Source organism: Neptunicella sp., from assembly GCF_048268085.1.
GTDB lineage: Bacteria > Pseudomonadota > Gammaproteobacteria > Enterobacterales > Alteromonadaceae > Neptunicella.
The window spans coordinates 22,061-40,471 of the sequence record NZ_JBLWWF010000002.1 but is presented as its reverse complement, the minus strand read 5'-3'; the positions used below and the strand labels follow the sequence as shown (position 1 = coordinate 40,471).

14 protein-coding genes and 4 tRNA genes are annotated in these 18,411 nt (G+C 42.9%); 10 read left to right on the top strand and 8 right to left on the bottom strand.

Going from position 1 to position 18,411, the window contains the following annotated elements; genetic code table 11:
• Window positions 1-5: 5 nt before the first annotated feature.
• Entirely contained in the window at window positions 6-1,520 is a 1,515-nt protein-coding gene (locus tag ACTD55_RS01610; protein ID WP_438862551.1) for a bifunctional metallophosphatase/5'-nucleotidase, read from the bottom strand.
• A gap of 246 nt (window positions 1,521-1,766) precedes the next feature.
• Between ACTD55_RS01610 and ACTD55_RS01605 the strand changes: the two genes are divergently transcribed.
• Both ACTD55_RS01605 and ACTD55_RS01600 read left to right on the top strand, forming a co-directional pair.
• Window positions 1,767-1,843, top strand: a tRNA-Met gene (locus ACTD55_RS01605).
• A 179-nt stretch (window positions 1,844-2,022) separates the two neighbouring features.
• On the top strand, window positions 2,023-3,039 hold the full coding sequence (locus tag ACTD55_RS01600) for a fatty acid desaturase (protein WP_438862550.1): 1,017 nt from the start codon (window positions 2,023-2,025) through the stop codon (window positions 3,037-3,039).
• Window positions 3,040-3,046: 7 nt separating this feature from the next.
• Here ACTD55_RS01600 and ACTD55_RS01595 read toward each other — a convergent pair whose 3' ends face one another.
• The 4 genes from ACTD55_RS01595 to ACTD55_RS01580 all read right to left on the bottom strand — a co-directional run bounded on the left by ACTD55_RS01595 (window position 3,047) and on the right by ACTD55_RS01580 (window position 6,974).
• Complete coding sequence (locus ACTD55_RS01595) at window positions 3,047-3,274, bottom strand: DUF3820 family protein (protein ID WP_438862549.1); 228 nt, start codon at window positions 3,272-3,274, stop codon at window positions 3,047-3,049.
• Window positions 3,264-5,066 carry an ABCB family ABC transporter ATP-binding protein/permease gene (locus ACTD55_RS01590; protein ID WP_438862548.1) on the bottom strand — a complete coding sequence of 601 codons (1,803 nt, stop codon included), beginning with the start codon at window positions 5,064-5,066 and terminating at the stop codon, window positions 3,264-3,266. Before ACTD55_RS01590 ends, ACTD55_RS01595 begins: the two co-directional genes overlap by 11 nt.
• A 98-nt stretch (window positions 5,067-5,164) precedes the next feature.
• Complete coding sequence (locus ACTD55_RS01585) at window positions 5,165-6,787, bottom strand: response regulator (RefSeq protein WP_438862547.1); 1,623 nt, start codon at window positions 6,785-6,787, stop codon at window positions 5,165-5,167.
• Window positions 6,788-6,898: 111 nt separating this feature from the next.
• A tRNA-Val gene (locus ACTD55_RS01580) sits at window positions 6,899-6,974 on the bottom strand.
• Between the two features lie 330 nt (window positions 6,975-7,304).
• Here ACTD55_RS01580 and gltX point away from each other — a divergent pair.
• The 3 genes from gltX to ACTD55_RS01565 all read left to right on the top strand — a co-directional run bounded on the left by gltX (window position 7,305) and on the right by ACTD55_RS01565 (window position 9,080).
• On the top strand, window positions 7,305-8,708 hold the full coding sequence (gltX, locus tag ACTD55_RS01575; RefSeq protein WP_438862546.1) for a glutamate--tRNA ligase: 1,404 nt from the start codon (window positions 7,305-7,307) through the stop codon (window positions 8,706-8,708).
• Between the two features lie 71 nt (window positions 8,709-8,779).
• Window positions 8,780-8,855, top strand: a tRNA-Ala gene (locus ACTD55_RS01570).
• Window positions 8,856-9,004: 149 nt separating this feature from the next.
• Window positions 9,005-9,080: transfer RNA gene (locus ACTD55_RS01565), tRNA-Glu, on the top strand.
• Between the two features lie 554 nt (window positions 9,081-9,634).
• Here the strand turns inward: ACTD55_RS01565 and ACTD55_RS01560 are convergent.
• The 3 genes from ACTD55_RS01560 to gap form a co-directional block, all read right to left on the bottom strand.
• Entirely contained in the window at window positions 9,635-10,534 is a 900-nt protein-coding gene (locus tag ACTD55_RS01560; protein WP_438862545.1) for a Gfo/Idh/MocA family protein, read from the bottom strand.
• A gap of 29 nt (window positions 10,535-10,563) precedes the next feature.
• Window positions 10,564-11,403 (bottom strand): D-hexose-6-phosphate mutarotase, encoded by an 840-nt coding sequence (locus tag ACTD55_RS01555; RefSeq protein WP_438862544.1) that lies wholly within the window; start codon window positions 11,401-11,403, stop codon window positions 10,564-10,566.
• A gap of 85 nt (window positions 11,404-11,488) precedes the next feature.
• On the bottom strand, window positions 11,489-12,484 hold the full coding sequence (gene gap / locus ACTD55_RS01550; RefSeq protein WP_438862543.1) for a type I glyceraldehyde-3-phosphate dehydrogenase: 996 nt from the start codon (window positions 12,482-12,484) through the stop codon (window positions 11,489-11,491).
• A gap of 255 nt (window positions 12,485-12,739) precedes the next feature.
• Here gap and msrB point away from each other — a divergent pair, with 255 nt between their 5' ends.
• The 5 genes from msrB (at window position 12,740) to ACTD55_RS01525 (ending at window position 18,410) form a co-directional block, all read left to right on the top strand.
• A complete protein-coding gene (gene msrB, locus ACTD55_RS01545; RefSeq protein WP_438862542.1) occupies window positions 12,740-13,126 on the top strand; it encodes a peptide-methionine (R)-S-oxide reductase MsrB in 387 nt (128 codons plus the stop codon).
• Between the two features lie 353 nt (window positions 13,127-13,479).
• Window positions 13,480-14,925: a glyceraldehyde-3-phosphate dehydrogenase gene (locus ACTD55_RS01540; RefSeq protein WP_438862541.1), complete on the top strand. Its 1,446-nt coding sequence runs from the start codon at window positions 13,480-13,482 to the stop codon at window positions 14,923-14,925.
• A 198-nt stretch (window positions 14,926-15,123) separates the two neighbouring features.
• On the top strand, window positions 15,124-16,251 hold the full coding sequence (locus tag ACTD55_RS01535; RefSeq protein ID WP_438862540.1) for a M14 family metallopeptidase: 1,128 nt from the start codon (window positions 15,124-15,126) through the stop codon (window positions 16,249-16,251).
• A gap of 73 nt (window positions 16,252-16,324) precedes the next feature.
• Window positions 16,325-17,998 (top strand): alanine/glycine:cation symporter family protein, encoded by a 1,674-nt coding sequence (locus ACTD55_RS01530; protein WP_438862539.1) that lies wholly within the window; start codon window positions 16,325-16,327, stop codon window positions 17,996-17,998.
• 88 nt (window positions 17,999-18,086) lie between these two features.
• A complete protein-coding gene (locus ACTD55_RS01525) occupies window positions 18,087-18,410 on the top strand; it encodes a hypothetical protein (protein WP_438862538.1) in 324 nt (107 codons plus the stop codon).
• Window position 18,411 lies beyond the last annotated feature (1 nt).

Below are 18,411 nucleotides of genomic sequence, written 5' to 3'. Positions count from 1 at the left end.
GAACCTTAGTTTTGTGGCGCTTGATCAACTAAGCGAGACTCAATTACAGGCGAGATGATTTTGTCTTGCACAATCTGATTAATCACAATATCAGATAAGGAGCGCGCAGCCTGGTTTGACTGGAGGATTTTATGACTGCTGGATAACATTGAATAACCATCTCCCCCTGCTGCTACATAGTCTGTTGTGGCTAATGTATATTGTTTATTGGTGACCAAGGGCTGGTTATTAATTTGTACCTTGATCACTCTATGTCCCGGTTTATTTGCTGAATTATACACAATTTTTACACCTGATACTTGTAAATAACGGCCTTTGACTTGTTCCACGATACTTAGACCATTCTCTAACGCATCCAGAATTTGCTGGCCACTCACATCAAGCATAACGACACTCGAACGATAGGGCAGAACATCACTAATATCTTTACGGGTTAGCACATAATTGGCCGGAAAACGTTTCTCACCTCTAATCGCTCCGCTATTAAGTACGGCAATGTCTGCACCGCTGTATTGTTTAATACTATCGACAATATAATTGGCAAAAGCATTTTCTGCGGTGCGGATTTGCAGACGCCGGGTGTCAATCGGGATTTGTGACTGACCGATAGGCTCAGCCAACAAACGATTAAGCCGTCCTGTATAACCGGAAATTTGTTCTGTTATCTGCGGTTCTTGTGGGTAGTCCTTTAAATAATGTTTCTGCCACTGAATTGTTAGTGATTCGTGTTTATTGCTTTGCCAGGTTAAATTAACAACCGCCGCGACTCCGGGTTCAGTAATGAAAACCTCATTGGGTAACGTGGTCGCAGGACTATTGGTTTCAGCATTGACGTAATTATCTTTGTGTAAGATTAAATCAACAATCTTCTGATTCAGTAATTGTTTAACACCGGGGAAGTCAACGGAGTATATTAGTACAACAATATCCGCACCCTGTTGACGTAAAAGTGAGGCTTGTTGTCTAATGGCTTTTTCCGGATCGATAATTTGCAAACGTTTGACCGCATATTCCTCGATGACGGATATATCCACAACAGACAAAATACCTAATCGGTAATTATTTTTGTCGATAATCGCGCTGCCAACCAACCCATCTAAATTTCCCTTGGTTAAGGGATCAAAAATATTACTGGCGACTAAAGGAAAGGCCGCTTCAAAGGCACGTAGTGACAACTCATCTTCGAAATAACTGAATTCTCTTTTAGAAACCGCCATCGCATCAGGTTCAAGGGTGTTTAATAAATCAATGATGTGTGAGCCTTTATCTAAAGTAGACAAACCACTGGGGCCCAGGCTAGCGCCACTGAATAGAAAAAATGTATCGGAATTATGTTGGCGGGCTTGCTTTAATAATGTTCCAAGTTCAGCGTATCCGCCTATATTTGGCACTGAAATTTCAGGCATGTTACCGGTGAAAACAATGGTTGCTTTTTCGGTTGCTGCTAGGGATGAAAGACTCACTAAAAACGTGCAGCATAAAATTGAATGTAGCAGATAGTTCAACAAACGTTTGGACATGCAAAGACCTAATAAAGCAAAGATTCATGCGTGATTGACAGACTATATACCAAACTACCTTAAAATGGCGTGTTCAGCGAGAGCTAAAACAGACGGATTGATTCCATTAACATCGTGGATGTCCAAATTGATGAATATATCTCCACTTTAGCGTCCAATTGCTGTATTTATCGGCAATCAAACCCGATTTGCAAAACTTTACTTGCATGATTGAACGACACCCTATATCTTGCCGCTCGAATCGGACGCGGGATGGAGCAGTCTGGTAGCTCGTCGGGCTCATAACCCGAAGGTCGTAGGTTCAAATCCTGCTCCCGCAACCAATTCCGATGTATTGTTTAGTTACCGCTCAAAATATCACTACCTTATCACGTCAGTTATTTTATCTATTCCTCGTAAGATTCCCGTTGCTATAAATATTTATTTGTTCGGTTGTATAAGCCTTTTAGTGTCAATTTTGTTAGGCTAGTTACAGCGTTATATTGGCTTTTGGGGAGTGCTGGTGTTGGAAGCAGAACATTCATTAAATTCATTATCCACACAGCAACAAATCAGGCTCATTACTCAAGCTGTTCGTCATGAAGAGCAGCGTTTAAGAACGCGTTTTGCCATCTTGAAATATCAAAACGGGATTGGCCTGTTTATTTTATTGTTCGCGCTGGCAGGCATGCTCACCAGTGGTTACCTGTATTATTTAGGCAGTATTCCTGCGTGGGTCTGTATTATCGCTGCAGCACTGTTTGCATCTCTTTCCCATGAAATCGAGCATGATTTGATCCATCGACTGTATTTTCGTGAAAACGCTGTGATCTATCATTTAATGATGTTGATCAGCTGGTTAATGCGTCCTAATACGGTTAATCCCTGGTATCGTCGCGATATGCATCTGTTACATCATAAAGTGTCGGGTACCAGTAAAGACATGGAAGAACGTTTGGTGGGCAATGGTATTAAACAGGGTTTTAGCCGTTATGTGGTTATGTTTGATGGTTTGTTGGGGGTACTGCTGCGTCGCTCGGTGTTGCGCAGGGAACTGGATAATTTTTCGGTATCCGAGGTGCTGCGGTCTACCTTTCCGTTAGCGACCTTGTATTTTTCGTGCTGGTACCTGTTTCTGCTATTTCATGGTTTTGATTGGCTGGTGGGAGGCCATTATCCGTCCTGGTTAATGACACTAATGAGCGTTATAAATTTTATTGTGGTGGTATTGATTGCCCCCAACTTTATTCGCTCGGGCTGCTTAAACTTTATTACCTCCAATATGCATTATTACGGTAACGTTAATGGTCTGATTCAGCAGACTCAAATTCTTGATCGCTGGTACTTTATGCCATTTCAGTTGTTTTGCTTTAATTTTGGCAGTACCCATTCAATTCACCATTTCGTGGTTAACCAGCCATTTTATTTACGCCAAATGGTTGCCCGTAAGGCGCATAAAGTCATGCGGGAGCAGGGCGTACGTCATAACGATTTAACCACTTTTACAACAGCGAATCGTTGGTTAAACAGTCCGGGATAGAGACAGGTTACTTTTTGTGGTGATCGCGCAACAGGGGTTGTAGCATTGCTTCAAGGCCATTTACTTTTATTTCGTGTATCAAGGCCAATTGTTGGCCCAGTTTCCCGTCAGGGAATCCTTTACCGGCAAACCAGACTAAATAGGGTTCGGGTAATTCCAGTAATTTTCGACCTGCATATTTTCCAAACGGCATGGTTTGGTTAATGGCTTCTAACATCGCCTGACTATTCTGCATGTTGTTTCTCTGTCTGCTTTTGTTGACTCAGCCACAGTGCTTTATATAAACCATTTTGTGCGAGTAATTGGTGATGGTTACCTTGCTCGGTGACGCGCCCCTGTGATATGACTAAAATATTATCTGCATCGACTATGGTTGATAATCGATGGGCAATAATCAGACTGGTATGGCCTTGGGAAACTTCCCGTATTGCAGATAATATGGCTTGTTCAGCATGGCTATCGAGTGACGAGGTCGCTTCGTCAAACAGTAATATTCGTGAACCTTTAAGAATGGCTCGGGCAATGGCCACCCGCTGTTTTTCGCCACCGGACAGTTTTAAACCGCGTTCACCCACCTGCGTTTGTTTGCCTTGCGGCAGTGACTCAATAAAATGACGTAGATGCGCTAAATCAATGGCTTTTTCGACTTCATCCTGTGAAGCTGAAGGGCGGCCATATTGAATATTGGCAAAAATACTATCGTTAAATAACACCGTATCTTGTGGCACGATGGCGATATTTTGGCGCAATGACGCTTGTGTTACGTCACTGATGGCTTGTCCGTCAATCAGAATGGCGCCTTGATTTACATCATAAAAACGAAATAATAATTTAATGATGGTTGATTTACCTGCACCACTTTCACCGACAATCGCGACTTTTTGCCCAGGCAAAATGGTGAAACTTAAATCCTGTAAAATAGGTCGATCGGAATGATATTGGAAACCGACTTGAGCAAACTCTATCTCGCCTTGAGAAACCGTTAATTCATGGGCAGCATTACTATCGGTAATTTGAGGTTGTTTTTCCAGCAAGGTAAACAGGTTTTCAATGTTGGCCAGCGAGCTGCGGATTTCGCGATAAACAAAGCCTAAAAAATTCAGTGGCATAAAAATTTGCATGGTAAAGGCGTTGATCAAGACAAAGTCACCGAGGGTCATGTGGCCTTGAGTCACTTGTTGGGCGGCTAAGCCCATCATCGCTGTCATGGCCGCGGCAATAATAAAAGCCTGGCCACCGTTTAAGGTAAACAGTGATAAACGGTTTTTGCGACGCGCCTGTTCCCATTCGGCTAAATTAGTGTCGTATAAATCCGCTTCGTATTGTTCATTATTAAAATATTTAACGGTTTCAAAATTGAGTAAACTATCAATCGCACGAGTGTTAGTGCTGGAATCGGCTTTATTCATTTCCCGAACGTAACGGGTACGCCAATCGGTGGCTTTTATTGAGTAGGCAACATAGCAAATAACCGATAATAAAATGATAACGCCAAAACCAATACCGTAATGATAAAACAGTATGCCGGCTACCATGCCTATTTCCAGCAATGTCGGCACGATATTGAACACCATAAAACGCATTAAAAAGCCGATCCCGGATGTGCCGCGTTCTATATCTCGTGATAATCCCCCGGTTTGGCGACTGAGATGAAAGTCCAGTTCCAGTTTATGTAAATGTTCAAAAACTTGCAGACCAATTCGTCGCATGGCCCGCTCGGTTACCCGCCCAAACAACGTATCGCGGATTTCGCCCATTAAAACGTTAGCTAAACGCACCACCCCATAGGCTAGAATCAGAGCAATGGGAATGAATGTGAGCACATTACCGTCACTTTTTACGTCTAAATCATCAACAATATATTTAAGAATAAATGGTAAACCGACACTGGCTAATTTGGCCGCGACAAGACATAACAGTGCTAGAACAATTCGCCCTTTAAATTCGAGCATATAGGGCCACAATTTAGTGAGTACGTGCCAGTTAATTGGGCCGTCATGTTCAGTAGTGAGTTTTGAAGGTCGCATCTAGTTGATAGTCAATATTTTGAGGGCGGGGATCATATCAGTGTTTGTACCAATCCCTAAGTCAGGTTGTTGCGGAATGATGTCGCGGTGATCCATTCTTAGACCAGCTCGGCAAAAAAGCGGCTGACTTTTTGATAACGTTCTTCCTGTTCATCGGTTAGTTCACTGTTTTCAATGGTATAAATACAGCGATTCATGACTGATTTAGCATTATCTGACAGTTCCCGGTTTTTCGATTGCATGGCGATTGCCTGAAGCAAGTTAAGTGCAATAGCCGGGTTTTTGGGCATGATTCGGTATGCTTGCCGGAATATCTTCATGGCATTGAGCAGATCGCCCTTTTGGTAAAACTCCACTGCGCTGTTATTTAATTCTTTAGGACTATGACGGATCGCCTGACGTTCCTGTTTTTCCTGATGAATATAATGCATAAAGATTTGCCCTTGTGAGGGCTCCGTTTTACAGCGGTTTTCTATTTCATTTAGCACATTCATGGATTTCTCGAACAAGCCTATTTCGTGAAAGGCTTTGGCTTTATCGAGTAAATCTTCCATTGAATCATCCGCTAACGATAATTCATCAATTTGCTCCAACAGGGACTGTGCCTTGTCTTTTTCGTCCTGCAAAAAGTGCATCCGGGCATTGATCACTAATAATTGTTCAGTGAGTTGCACCTTGGGAAACTGCTTGCGAAAGCGGCGTAAATACTCATTGGATTGTTTAACTAAATTATTGGTTTCTGAATCGCTGGCGGTCATGGCATAGTCAATTCCCGCTCGCGCCACATTAAGGTATATATCCGGCTGGTCGTAAACCGAGTTTTTGGCGTATCGGACTATCTTTTTCGAAATTTCAAATTGATTGGCATAGTCATGGGTAATTCTGGATAGGGTTACAGCGGTTTTATGCCGATTAATATTCCGTGGAGATATTTCGGAAGCCAGAATAGTACTTTCTAGTGCCATGTCATAGTCTTCCTGACGGATCTGGATTTCGGACAATAAATCAAATGCCTTGATTTGCGCGTCGGCTTTAAAGGCTAAACGCAGTAATAGCTTTTCGGCTTCGGTATCGTTATTTAGTGCAATCAGAGCATTGGCCAAACCAAATTGCGCCCATGCAAAATTTTGTACATTAATGATTGCTTGATAAAAGTCGCGGGCTTTTTCGGCTTGATCGCAGGCTAACAGCAGCTCACCTTTAAGTTTTAGAGCTATGGGAAAGTATTCTGACTTGTCAGGTGTGGTCAGAAAAGCTTCGATATTTTCTAGTGCCAGCTCGTAGAGCTGTTTATCCATTAATTGATAAACTTCACGGAATATTTTTTTGCGTTTTAATACCCGCGACAACCGTTTACCTATTTCATTGACGGTAAACGGTTTAACTAAAAATTCGTCAGGTTGTAATTCGATAATACTGTGAACGATATCTGCGCTGGTATCGGCGCTAATAAAAACAAACGCACTGGCAGGGGAGAGTAATCTGTCTTTAATCAGGGTTTGATAGAGATGGTAGCCTTCCTGTTCTTTTTTTAAATGATACGAACAGATAATCAGATCAAACTCTTCCTGCTCGATCTTATCGATGGCTTTATCCGCTTGATCAATATAGGTGATTTTATCAAAGCCAAGTTCTTGTAAGGCATACTTCATATAGCCTTGGGCAAGAACTTGATCATCAATAATCAAAATATTGGTCGATTTGGCCAAGTTACGATCCATCTTTATGCTTGCTTATTAATTGAATTTAATAAGGTTATCGTAAAATGACTAAAAACTATAACGACTATTTTTATTTTAACGGGAAAATATTAAAGCAGAACTAACAGGAAGTGGTGGACGCTACTGGGCTTGAACCAGTGACCCTCGCCTTGTAAGGGCGATGCTCTCCCAACTGAGCTAAGCGTCCATTTTACTACTTTCTCGACTTGTTAGGCTGTACCTCTCAAGTGGAGCGCTATTATAGGTAGGCAAAATTTACTGTCAACATTATTTGAAAAAAACTGAATCAAATGAACAATATCTGTGCAAAACAGCGTTTAAATTTATTGGTTGAATTAAAAATGCACAAGTCTGGTTTAAAATTACAACAATTTAAGTTGGGCATTGTCCATGATCATAACGAACCATCTGTTTGGTTTGTCACAACGGTTAAATAAAGCCTGTTTCATCAATCGCATTAGTACTGGCTTTAGGCTAAAATGCGGCTAATTTTTTTAATAGATGAGATAGTTATTTTATGACGGTTGTTACCCGATTTGCCCCTAGTCCTACCGGTTATCTCCACGTAGGTGGAGCTCGCACTGCACTTTATTCCTGGTTATATGCTAAAAGCCAAGGGGGTAAATTTGTTTTACGAATTGAAGACACCGATATTGAACGTTCTACTCAGGCAGCGATTGATGCAATTTTAGAAGGGATGAATTGGTTGGGGCTGAGCTGGGATGATGGTCCTTATTATCAAACCCAGCGTTTTGACCGTTATAAAGAATTTGTACAACAGTTACTTGCTGACGATAAAGCTTATAAATGCTACTGCTCACGGGAACGTCTGGACCAAATTCGTGAACAACAAATGGCCGCCGGCGAAAAACCTAAATATGACGGTAAATGTCGTCATGGTGTCGAGCAAGAAGGTGATTATGTTATCCGCTTTAAAAACCCGCAGCAGGGCAGTGTGGTTATCAATGATCATATTCGCGGCAAAATCCAAATCGCCAATGCCGAGTTGGATGATTTAATTATTCAACGTACTGATGGTGTACCAACCTATAATTTCTGTGTGGTGATTGACGACTGGGATATGGGTATTACTCACGTAGTGCGAGGTGAGGATCATATTAACAATACGCCACGGCAAATTAATATTCTTGAAGCCTTGGGGGCTCCTGTGCCGGAGTATGCCCATGTTTCAATGATATTGGGTGATGACGGTAAAAAACTGTCCAAGCGTCATGGTGCGGTTGGAGTAATGCAATATCGGGATGATGGTTTCTTACCGCAAGCATTACTGAATTATCTGGTGCGTTTAGGCTGGTCTCACGGTGATCAGGAAATATTTAGTCTGGATGAGATGATTGAGTATTTTAGTCTGGATGATATTGGTCAGTCGGCGTCGGCATTTAATACTGATAAGCTAATTTGGTTAAACCAACACTATATTAAGACACTGCCTGTTGCAGAAGTGGCAAAGTATGCTCAGTGGCACTTTGAGCAGCAAGGGATTGATACCAGCAATGGTCCTGCGTTGGAAAAAGTGATCGCGATTCAAGCGGATCGGGTTAAAACCTTAAAAGAGCTGGCCGAAATAAGTCGTTATTTTTATCATGAATATGACGAGTTAGATGCGAATGCGGCTAAAAAACATTTACGTCCAGTGGCTCAAGAACCATTAGAGTTGGTAAAGACCAAGTTACAAGGTATTAGCGACTGGACTGCAGAAAATATTCATGCCGCTATTAACGCGACGGCTGAACAATTGGATGTAGGAATGGGAAAAGTGGGTATGCCTTTGCGTGTTGCTGCTACTGGTTCGGGTAATTCTCCGTCACTGGATGTGACATTAGAGTTGCTAACTTTTGAGCAAGTTGCGCAACGAATAGACAAAGCGTTGAAATATATTGCAAATAGATCAAATTCCTAAAAAAAACCGTTGACATAAAAAGGGTGGGTGCCTAGAATGCGCCCCGCTGTCAGGGAATGACATTAAGGCACGGGGCTATAGCTCAGCTGGGAGAGCGCTTGCATGGCATGCAAGAGGTCGGCGGTTCGATCCCGCCTAGCTCCACCAAATTTCATGGAATATTCAACTAGCACCTAGGCCGGTTGAATTAAAGAAAGATAAAAATTCTGTTGTAAGGCAAAATTAAGGTCGCTCGGTTCGCCAGCTCATCTTGCCTTACAAAAATCTCGGAACGTGTTTCCGAAAGAAGATTTTTTGTCCCCATCGTCTAGAGGCCTAGGACACCGCCCTTTCACGGCGGTAACAGGGGTTCGAATCCCCTTGGGGACGCCAAATAAGAAAGGCCCGACTGTAGTTCAGTCGGGCCTTTTTTATTTGTTGTATTCCATGAGAAATGAGAACCCCTCGGTTCGACCAGTTTATCTGGAATAAACTGGAACGTCGCTTGCGACGACCCAAAGGGCGAAATACATGGATGTATGTAGTACAAAAACGTCTGGAACGTTTTTGAACGCACGCAGTGCGGCCCGAAGGGCGGAGGGCAGGGATAGCCCGGAGTAATCCCCACTTTCAGTATCTGGTAATGCCTGTTTGTTTGTCGGGCCTTTTTTATTTGTTGTATTCCATGAGAAATGAGAACCCCTCCGGTTCGACCAGTTTATCTGGAATAAACTGGAACGTCGCTTGCGACGGCCCGAAGGGCGAAATACATGGATTGTATGTAGTACAAAAGCGTTTGGATCGAATTGGAATGCACGAACGGGGGAGTGCGGAATCTTTAGCTGCGTAGCACCCGAATGAACGGTTTGCCATGGTTGGCTAGACTGGGGCGGATCATCATGGATGGGTCATTGACTAACGTAAGTCCGGAATAATCCTACTGCTACTTACCCTTCAATTCGCTGAACGATCTGTTCACACAAGCGATGGCTATCTACTATTTGTTGACTGGCATCGTGGTTGTTGATTCCCTGATTAAATTGCCTAAGCATATCGTCAATCATCGTGACAAATCCGCGTTTATATAGGGTATTGTCCCAATCATTGAAGCTCAGTTCTGTAGCCGTATTATTCTGCCAAACACGGCCTTGGCGTAAGTTCTCAATCTGCCACTTTTTGTTTTCAGCGTAATATTCCAATCGTTCTTCGGTTACACCGTTAAGGCGATTCATCGAAGCGCTAAAGAGACTTCCATGAGCTTGCCACTGGACTTGTACAGATGCTAATAGACTCTGATGTTGATAGGCAAAAACGTCGATCTGTTCTGGCATTGTGCCATTGCAGTGACGGACAAAATCCAACACATGAATAAAATCATCAAATATAAACTGGCGAGCTGTAGAAGGTAAATTGTGGCGGTTTTTCTGGTAATGCACTTGCACTGGTTTGGCTTGTAACAAGGGTTGGTATAACGGAGCAAAACGGCGATTAAAACCTAAAATCAATGGCAGGTTTTTGCGTATTGCCAAGTTAACCAGTTGCTCACATTCTGCATAGTCATAACTAATGGGTTTATCGATAAAAACAGGAACACCAGCGTTCAAGCATAGTGTGGCAATGGCAAAGTGGCTCTCGGTACTGGAATGGATCATTGCCGCATCAGGTTTATTGGCTAATAGCTCAGTCAGATCCTGATAATACTCGTTGATACGATATTGCGCGGCGAGATCAACCAATGTTTCTCGATGACGGGTACATAATATGGGGGTAATGCCCCTATGGTTAGCTACAATGGGTAAATACGCTTTCTGGGCTATATCACCGAGTCCAATTATTGCTATGCGCATGCAAGGCTCCTGTTGATCTGATGCAGTCGTTACGCAATAGTTTGTGCTAGGCAATGTTTTTCATTGACCGCTAACACTCTGCCTTGAGTAATGGCGCTTTCAACACACAGCATGGTTTGGTAACCGTCATGGGTCATATCGCTCATTCCAGCCGATTTATCAATCCAGGGGTTCCAAACGACTAAACTATCGTGGCCATCAGATTGAATATTGGTGCTATATGACGTGGATTGGATCTGGCAGTTGTTTAACGGATTAAGGTGAATACGGTCAGTTTCAGCCGAAAAAGTATAAGGTGAGGGCGTTTGCAGAACATTACCCTGTGCTAATTTGTCAATATATTGCCCAGATACACCATTCAGTCTGACTTGTTCAATATCTTCAATTTTAAAATAGCTGTGTAATGCCGCATTGAAGGTAAAAGGACTGTTACCGATATTTTCGGTGATTAATTCAATATGTAGCTGTTTGCCAATGGTGACTTTTAAACAAACGGCAGCCAATCCGTCAAAACCCGCGCCTACACATGTTTCCGGCGCTAATATAATCTCGGTGCCTTTGACGGTATCCTGGCAATGCGTTACATGCCATTGCTGTTCTCTTACATAACCATGAGCAGGGTATTGTGTATCGTTATGAGGGCCAAACCAGGGCCAGCAAACCGGAACGCCACCACGAATCGCCTTGCTCCCGTCTAATTTGCTTTTGTCACTTATCCATAAACGTTCGCGCTGATCATGTTTAGGGCAAAAGCTCAGAACATGTCCTCCAAATAAACTGATTTTGGCAAAAGCAAAAGCGTTGTTAATTTCCAGACAATCGATTACGGATGGGTGGGATTCAAGGGTTACGGATGGACTAAGTTGCATTGACAGACCTTGTGTTAAAGCGAATGAAAATAATCATCAATAAAAAAGGCGACATAAATGTCGCCTCTAATATGACTGATTGGGTTTATTTTGCAATATGCGCAACTAAATCCAATACCTTGTTTGAATAACCAATTTCGTTATCGTACCAAGATACCACTTTGACAAACGTATCAGTCAGTGCAATACCTGCATCAGCATCAAATACCGATGTGCGGGTGTCACCGATAAAGTCCTGAGAAACCACTGCATCTTCGGTATAACCCATAATGCCTTTTAATTCGCCTTCTGAAGCGGCTTTCATAGCGGCACAAATTTGTGCGTAAGTAGCGGGTTTTGCCAAGTTAACCGTTAAATCAACCACTGAAACATCAGCCGTTGGTACGCGGAATGCCATACCGGTTAATTTACCATTTAATTCAGGGATAACTTTACCCACAGCTTTGGCTGCGCCAGTTGAAGAAGGAATGATGTTTTGAGAAGCACCACGTCCACCACGCCAATCTTTAGCTGAAGGTGAATCGACCGTTTTTTGTGTAGCGGTTGTCGCATGTACAGTGGTCATTAAACCATCAACGATACCAAAGTTATCGTTTAATACTTTGGCCAAAGGCGCCAAACAGTTAGTGGTACAAGACGCATTCGATACGACGTCCTGACCTGTATAGCTGCTATGGTTAACGCCCATAACAAACATAGGGGTGTCGTCTTTGGAAGGGGCAGACATCACGACTTTTTTCGCACCCGCTTCAATATGTTTGCGTGCGGTTTCGTCAGTTAAAAATAAACCGGTAGATTCAACCACGACATCCACGCCAATTGCATCCCACGCTAAATCAGCTGGGTTGCGTTCAGCCGTAACTCGAACTTCTTTACCGTTAACTACTAATTTACCGTCTTTAACGTCAACGGTGCCGTTAAATTTACCGTGAGTAGAGTCGTATTTTAGCATGTATGCCATGTAATCTACGTCAAGCAAGTCGTTAATACCGACGACTTCAATGTCATCACGCTCACATGATGCTCTGAAAACAAACCGACCGATACGTCCAAAACCATTGATCCCAACTTTGATAGTCATGTTCCACCTTACATTTAATGTTGCTGAAATTATTGTAACTAAATTACAGAAATTATTGGTAATGTTCAATGATTACGCGCATAAACTCGCTTCATCTGTTATAAAATTACAATTTAACCCAATTGTTCGTTTAAAAATTAGACACTTGTTCTACGCATGTTAGTTTAGCAATGATTTTGATATTCATCGTTTGTTTGAACTGCTATACCTGTTATTAAATTTTTTATGAAAGACAAACAGTCGTTGAGGATAACTATGAAGTTAACAGAGCAACAATGGCAAGAACGATTAACTCCTGAAGAATTTAGAGTATGCCGTGAAAAAGGTACTGAACGACCATTTACCGGAGAACTGCTCGATGTAAACGATAAAGGGATGTATTTGTGTAAATGCTGCGGTGCCGAACTTTTTTCATCTGACACCAAATTTGATGCTGGCTGTGGTTGGCCATCGTTCTTTGCCGAGCATGCGGAAAATATCGGGTATCACACCGATACCAGCCATGGTATGACGCGGACCGAAATTACCTGCAAGCATTGTGACGCACATTTAGGTCATGTTTTTCCTGATGGCCCACAACCCACCGGACAGCGTTATTGTGTGAATTCAGTTTCTCTTACATTTGAACCCGGCGAAAAATAATTAATGAAAGTTTTTTTCATTTTATTTTGAGCAGAGTATGGTCATCCCAGAGTCTTGGGATGGCCTGTTAAGCCACGATAATCAAAGGCGTTGACTCTGCCACGGTATACATCATAGCTGCTTCAAAATGGTTAAATATCTTATCTCAAACTCACATTGCGTATAAAAAAACAGCGATTGGCGTAAAGTTACCAAAATAAACGCCTAAAGCCGCTGATGTAGAGGCTTTCAGTAATTTCTGTACAATTTTGCATCAGTTGATTCTTTCATTACACTAGCGCCGATTTTGCTATGGCAACTCCCGTAGTAAGACAATAGAACCCTACAAAACAGCAGCGTAAAAGGCCGTAAGAATGAATCAGCAGCATGAACAGCTATTGCAGAACAGTTGGCAGGAACGTCAGGAATATGCCGAACAAATGTTACCGTTATTAGGTAAGTTATACCGGGATAAATCTATCGAAGTAACCATATATGGTCGTTCACTGGTGGGTGCCAGTGCCATTGATATTATTAAAGCGCACCGCACGGTTCGCCAGCACGAAGGTCAGAAACTTCGCCTAAGGGAAACCTTTCCATTTATTCAGGCATTAAGTGCCATGCCGTTAGCGCCGGCTGAGATTGATGTGGGTAAACTAGCTTATCGTTTTCATTATGCCGATTCATCTCAAGGTGCGGACATTCAGACGTACTTAAATAATGCACTAACCAGTATTAATCAGGTATCCGAGCAGCAACAGCCACGAGATGTGGTGCTTTATGGATTTGGTCGAATAGGGCGATTGTTGGCGCGTTTGATGATTGAACGTCAGGGCAAAAACAATAAATTACGGCTGCGTGCAATTGTAGTGCGTGGCGGTAAAGAAGGTGATCTGGAAAAACGCGCCAGCTTGTTACGTCGTGATTCGGTGCATGGTCCATTTAATGGGTCAATTACCGTGGATAACGAGCGTAATGCAATTAAAGCTAACGGTGCGTATATTCAGGTGATTTATGCTAACTCTCCTGACGAAGTAGATTATGCCCAATACGGGATCGACAACGCCATTGTGGTAGATAATACCGGTATGTGGCGTGACGCTGATGGATTAGGCTTGCATCTTAAATCTGAAGGTGCGGCTAAAGTACTGCTCACCGCACCAGGTAAAGGTGAGATTAAAAACATTGTGCATGGCGTCAACCATGGCGACATTTTAGCTGAAGATACTATTTTATCGGCAGCAAGTTGTACTACTAACGCCATCACTCCAGTACTGAAAATGATGGATGAACAATACGGTATTAGCAGTGGCCATGTGGAAACGGTACATTCTTTTACTAATGATCAGCATTTGATTGATAACTTCCATAAAGCGGATCGCCGTGGTCGCAGTGCGGCATTAAATATGGTCATCACCGAAACCGGTGCGGCTAAAGCTGTTGCCAAGGCATATCCGAAACTAGCGGGCAAACTGACCGGCAATGCGATCCGGGTGCCCACTCCCAATGTGTCACTGGCTATTCTTAATTTGCAGTTGAATAACAGCACCAGTCGTGAAGCGTTGAATGATTTTTTACGCAGCGCGTCGTTGTTTTCATCGTTACATCACCAGATAGACTATTCCGCTTCGACAGAAATTGTGTCAACCGATTTGGTCGGAACTCGTTTTGCATCGGTAGTGGACTCTCAAGCCACCATCGTGGCAGATAATCGCGCTACTCTTTATTTATGGTATGACAACGAGTTTGGCTATAGTTGCCAAGTGATGCGTGTGGTGCAAGATATGGCGGGATTAAAAGTACCGTCATTGCCGGTTTAAATTAATTACGAGTAAACAGGGTGGACGTGATTTCACCCTGTTGCATTTTTACCCAGTCCATTTTAATTACTGTCAGCCTAGTTTTACTCTCAACCTTCAAAAATTCGCTAAAAGCCCTGTCAGGGTTAGCCAGTCGCTTTTAAAATATGGTAGATTACGCCAGTCATTTATCCCTACAACTAAATTCGAAGACATTCCATGAGAATAACCAGTAATTTTGATAGCGGAAATATTCAAGTCATCCGTGCGGAACAACCTGATGATATTCAATTAGCTATTAACAAAGATAATCAATCCGATTTTTTTCAGTGGTTCCATTTTAAGTTGGATTCCACTCCATTTATTAATCATAAATTAACTATCCAGAATGTTGATAAGGCAGCTTACCCAGACGGTTGGCAGAATTATCAGGCGGTTGCATCCTACGATCGCGAAGAATGGTTTAGAGTTGATACCGAGTTTGACGGTACGAATCTGCATATCGATCACACACCCGAGCACGACATTACCTATTTTGCCTATTTTGCGCCGTATTCTTACGAGCGCCATCTTGACCTAATCAGTTGGGCACAGACCTGTTTTGATTGCCGTCATGAGCATTTGGGCGAAACGCTGGACGGTCGAGATATGTCGTTATTGGTCGTCGGCCAACCAGAAGAAGGTAAAAAGAAAATCTGGATAACGGCTCGCCAGCACCCGGGTGAAACGATGGCGGAATGGCTGATTGAAGGTTTACTAGAACGTTTACTCGATGAAGATGATGGTGTAGGCCGTTCATTATTGGATAAAGCGGTATTGTATATCGTACCGAATATGAATCCAGATGGCTCGGCTCGTGGTCATTTACGCACGAATGCCAACGGTGCCAATCTGAATCGTGAATGGCAATCGCCCAGTCAGGAAAATAGCCCGGAAGTATTGTATGTATTAAACAAAATGCAACAAACCGGTGTTGATATGTTTTTGGATGTACACGGTGATGAAGCCTTGCCTTATAACTTTGTGGCCGGTTCAGAAGGAACGCCAAGCTATAATGCACGTATCGAAACATTGGAAAACCGCTTTAAACAGGCTTTTTTAATGGCTACACCAGAGTTTCAGGACGAGGTTGGTTATCCCAAGGATGAGCCGGGGAAAGCCAATTTAACAGTAGCGTGTAATGCCGTGGCGCATCAGTTTGATTGTTTGGCTTATACGCTGGAAATGCCCTTTAAGGATAATATAAACTTGGCTGATGCGGCTTATGGCTGGTCTCCCAAGCGCAGTAAACAGTTGGGTGAGGATGTGCTTATTGCTATTCACGCCGTGGCAGATCACTTAAGATAATACGTTGTTTTAAAAACAAACATAAAAATCAGGCGCAACGCCTAATAACAATAAATAATAATAGGGGAATACCTTGGAATCCTTTCATAATTTTTTGAAAATGCTGGATGGTAATTTGGGCAGTGCGGGATGGTTCCCGTATGTACTGTTAGGGGTAGGTTTATTTTTTACAATCTATCTTAAATTTCCACAAATTCGCTATTTTAAGCATGCGTGGTTAGTGGTTACCGGTAAATACGATAAAAAAGGCGCACCGGGCGATACAACCCACTTTCAGTCTTTATCGACCGCGCTGTCCGGCACCGTCGGTACGGGTAATATCAGTGGTGTTGCATTCGCCATTTTCTTAGGTGGACCAGCCGCGTTATTCTGGATGTGGGCAACGGCCTTTTTGGGCATGACCACCAAATTTGTCGAAGTCACCCTGTCGCATAAATATCGGGTAAAAACTGAAGACGGCACGATGGCAGGTGGTCCCATGTACTACATGGATCGACGCCTGAATATGAAATGGCTGGCCATCGGTTTTGCAATTGCCACGGTTATCAGCTCATTTGGTACCGGTAATTTGCCGCAAATCAACAGTATTGCCTCTAGCATGCAAGAGTCATTTGGTCTGGAGCCGATGATCACTGGTGGCGTTTTGGCAGTGTTACTTGGTCTGGTTATCTTGGGCGGTATTCACCGTATCGCGGCAGTCACGTCTAAAATTGTACCGTTAATGGCGGGAATATATTTAATTGGTGCCTTCGGAGTTATTTTTTATAACATCGAAAATATCGGACCCGCTTTTGCTTCTGTTATTGGTGATGTATTTAGCGGTTCTGCGGCTACCGGCGGTTTCCTTGGTGCCACTATCGCGTATGCCTTTAACCGTGGGGTTAACCGTGGGCTGTTTTCTAACGAAGCCGGTCAAGGTTCTGCACCAATCGCTCACGCAGCGGCAAAAGCAGATGAACCTGTTTCAGAAGGGATGGTGTCTATCCTTGAGCCATTTATCGATACCATTATCATTTGTACCATCACCGGTTTAGTGATTTTGTCTTCTGGTGTATGGCATGAGAAGTTCGACAACGTATTCCAAAAATCCGATATGGCTATCGTGGCAGGGAAATTTTCCGAAACCAACGAAGCCGATCGCCAGGAAATGTTTAAATACCTTAATCATGTTGACGACCATAAAATTAAACCTTACACCGGTGATATTAAAGTCGTTGAAGGTAAAGCAATGCCAGGTGATTACACTATTATGCAAGCTCACTCTTTTGCCGAAGATGTGCGTTTTAGTATTGGTGAAGCAGAAGATGCGTACACTGGCACGTTAAAAATCGTAGATGGATTGCCAGTAAAAGATAGTGTGATTATTTCCGGTAAGTCGCTGATCCACTCTGCCGCCTTGACCACCAAAGCCTTTACCCGAGGTTTCTTTGGTGATTTTGGTCAGTATATTGTATCCATAGGCTTATTACTGTTTGCCTTTTCGACTGCCATTGCCTGGTCGTATTATGGTGATCGGGCGATGACTTATCTATTTGGTGCGCGTTCGGTTATGCCTTATCGGGTTATTTATGTCGCCGGATTTTTCTGGGCATCATTTTCAGATACGACTTTAGTTTGGACTTTAGCCAGCGTGGCGATTGTGGTCATGACCTTACCTAACCTGTTTGGTATTTTCATGCTTCGCAAAGAAATGAAAGAAACCGTCGCTCAGTATTGGCAAGATTTTGATAAAGAACATAAAAAATAAACCTGAGGCGTTTACCGCCTTAATATATTAATACTTATAAGGAGTGTCGGCCTTGGGTCACGCTCCTTTGATCTAACTGGAGTAATGCATGGCGTTAATTAATTGCCCTGCCTGTAATAAGAAAATATCGGATAAAACCAAGTTGTGTCAGCATTGTGGTGTTGCTTTTGATCAGGTTGATGAAGAGGATGTGCGTCGCAAGGCCGCATTGCGTAAAAATCAGCAATTACAAAGTGTTAATACCCAATCTATTATCGCTATTTTAATGATTGCCGGTGGAGCATGGTTTGCGCTGCAAGATAATGTGGATAAAGAGTCGCTGGAATACCAGATTGCGGTGGGAGCTGCAGTGGGAGGATTCTTTTGGGCGATTGTTAATCGCGTTCGTATTGTGTTCTTAAAAAGGTCATAAC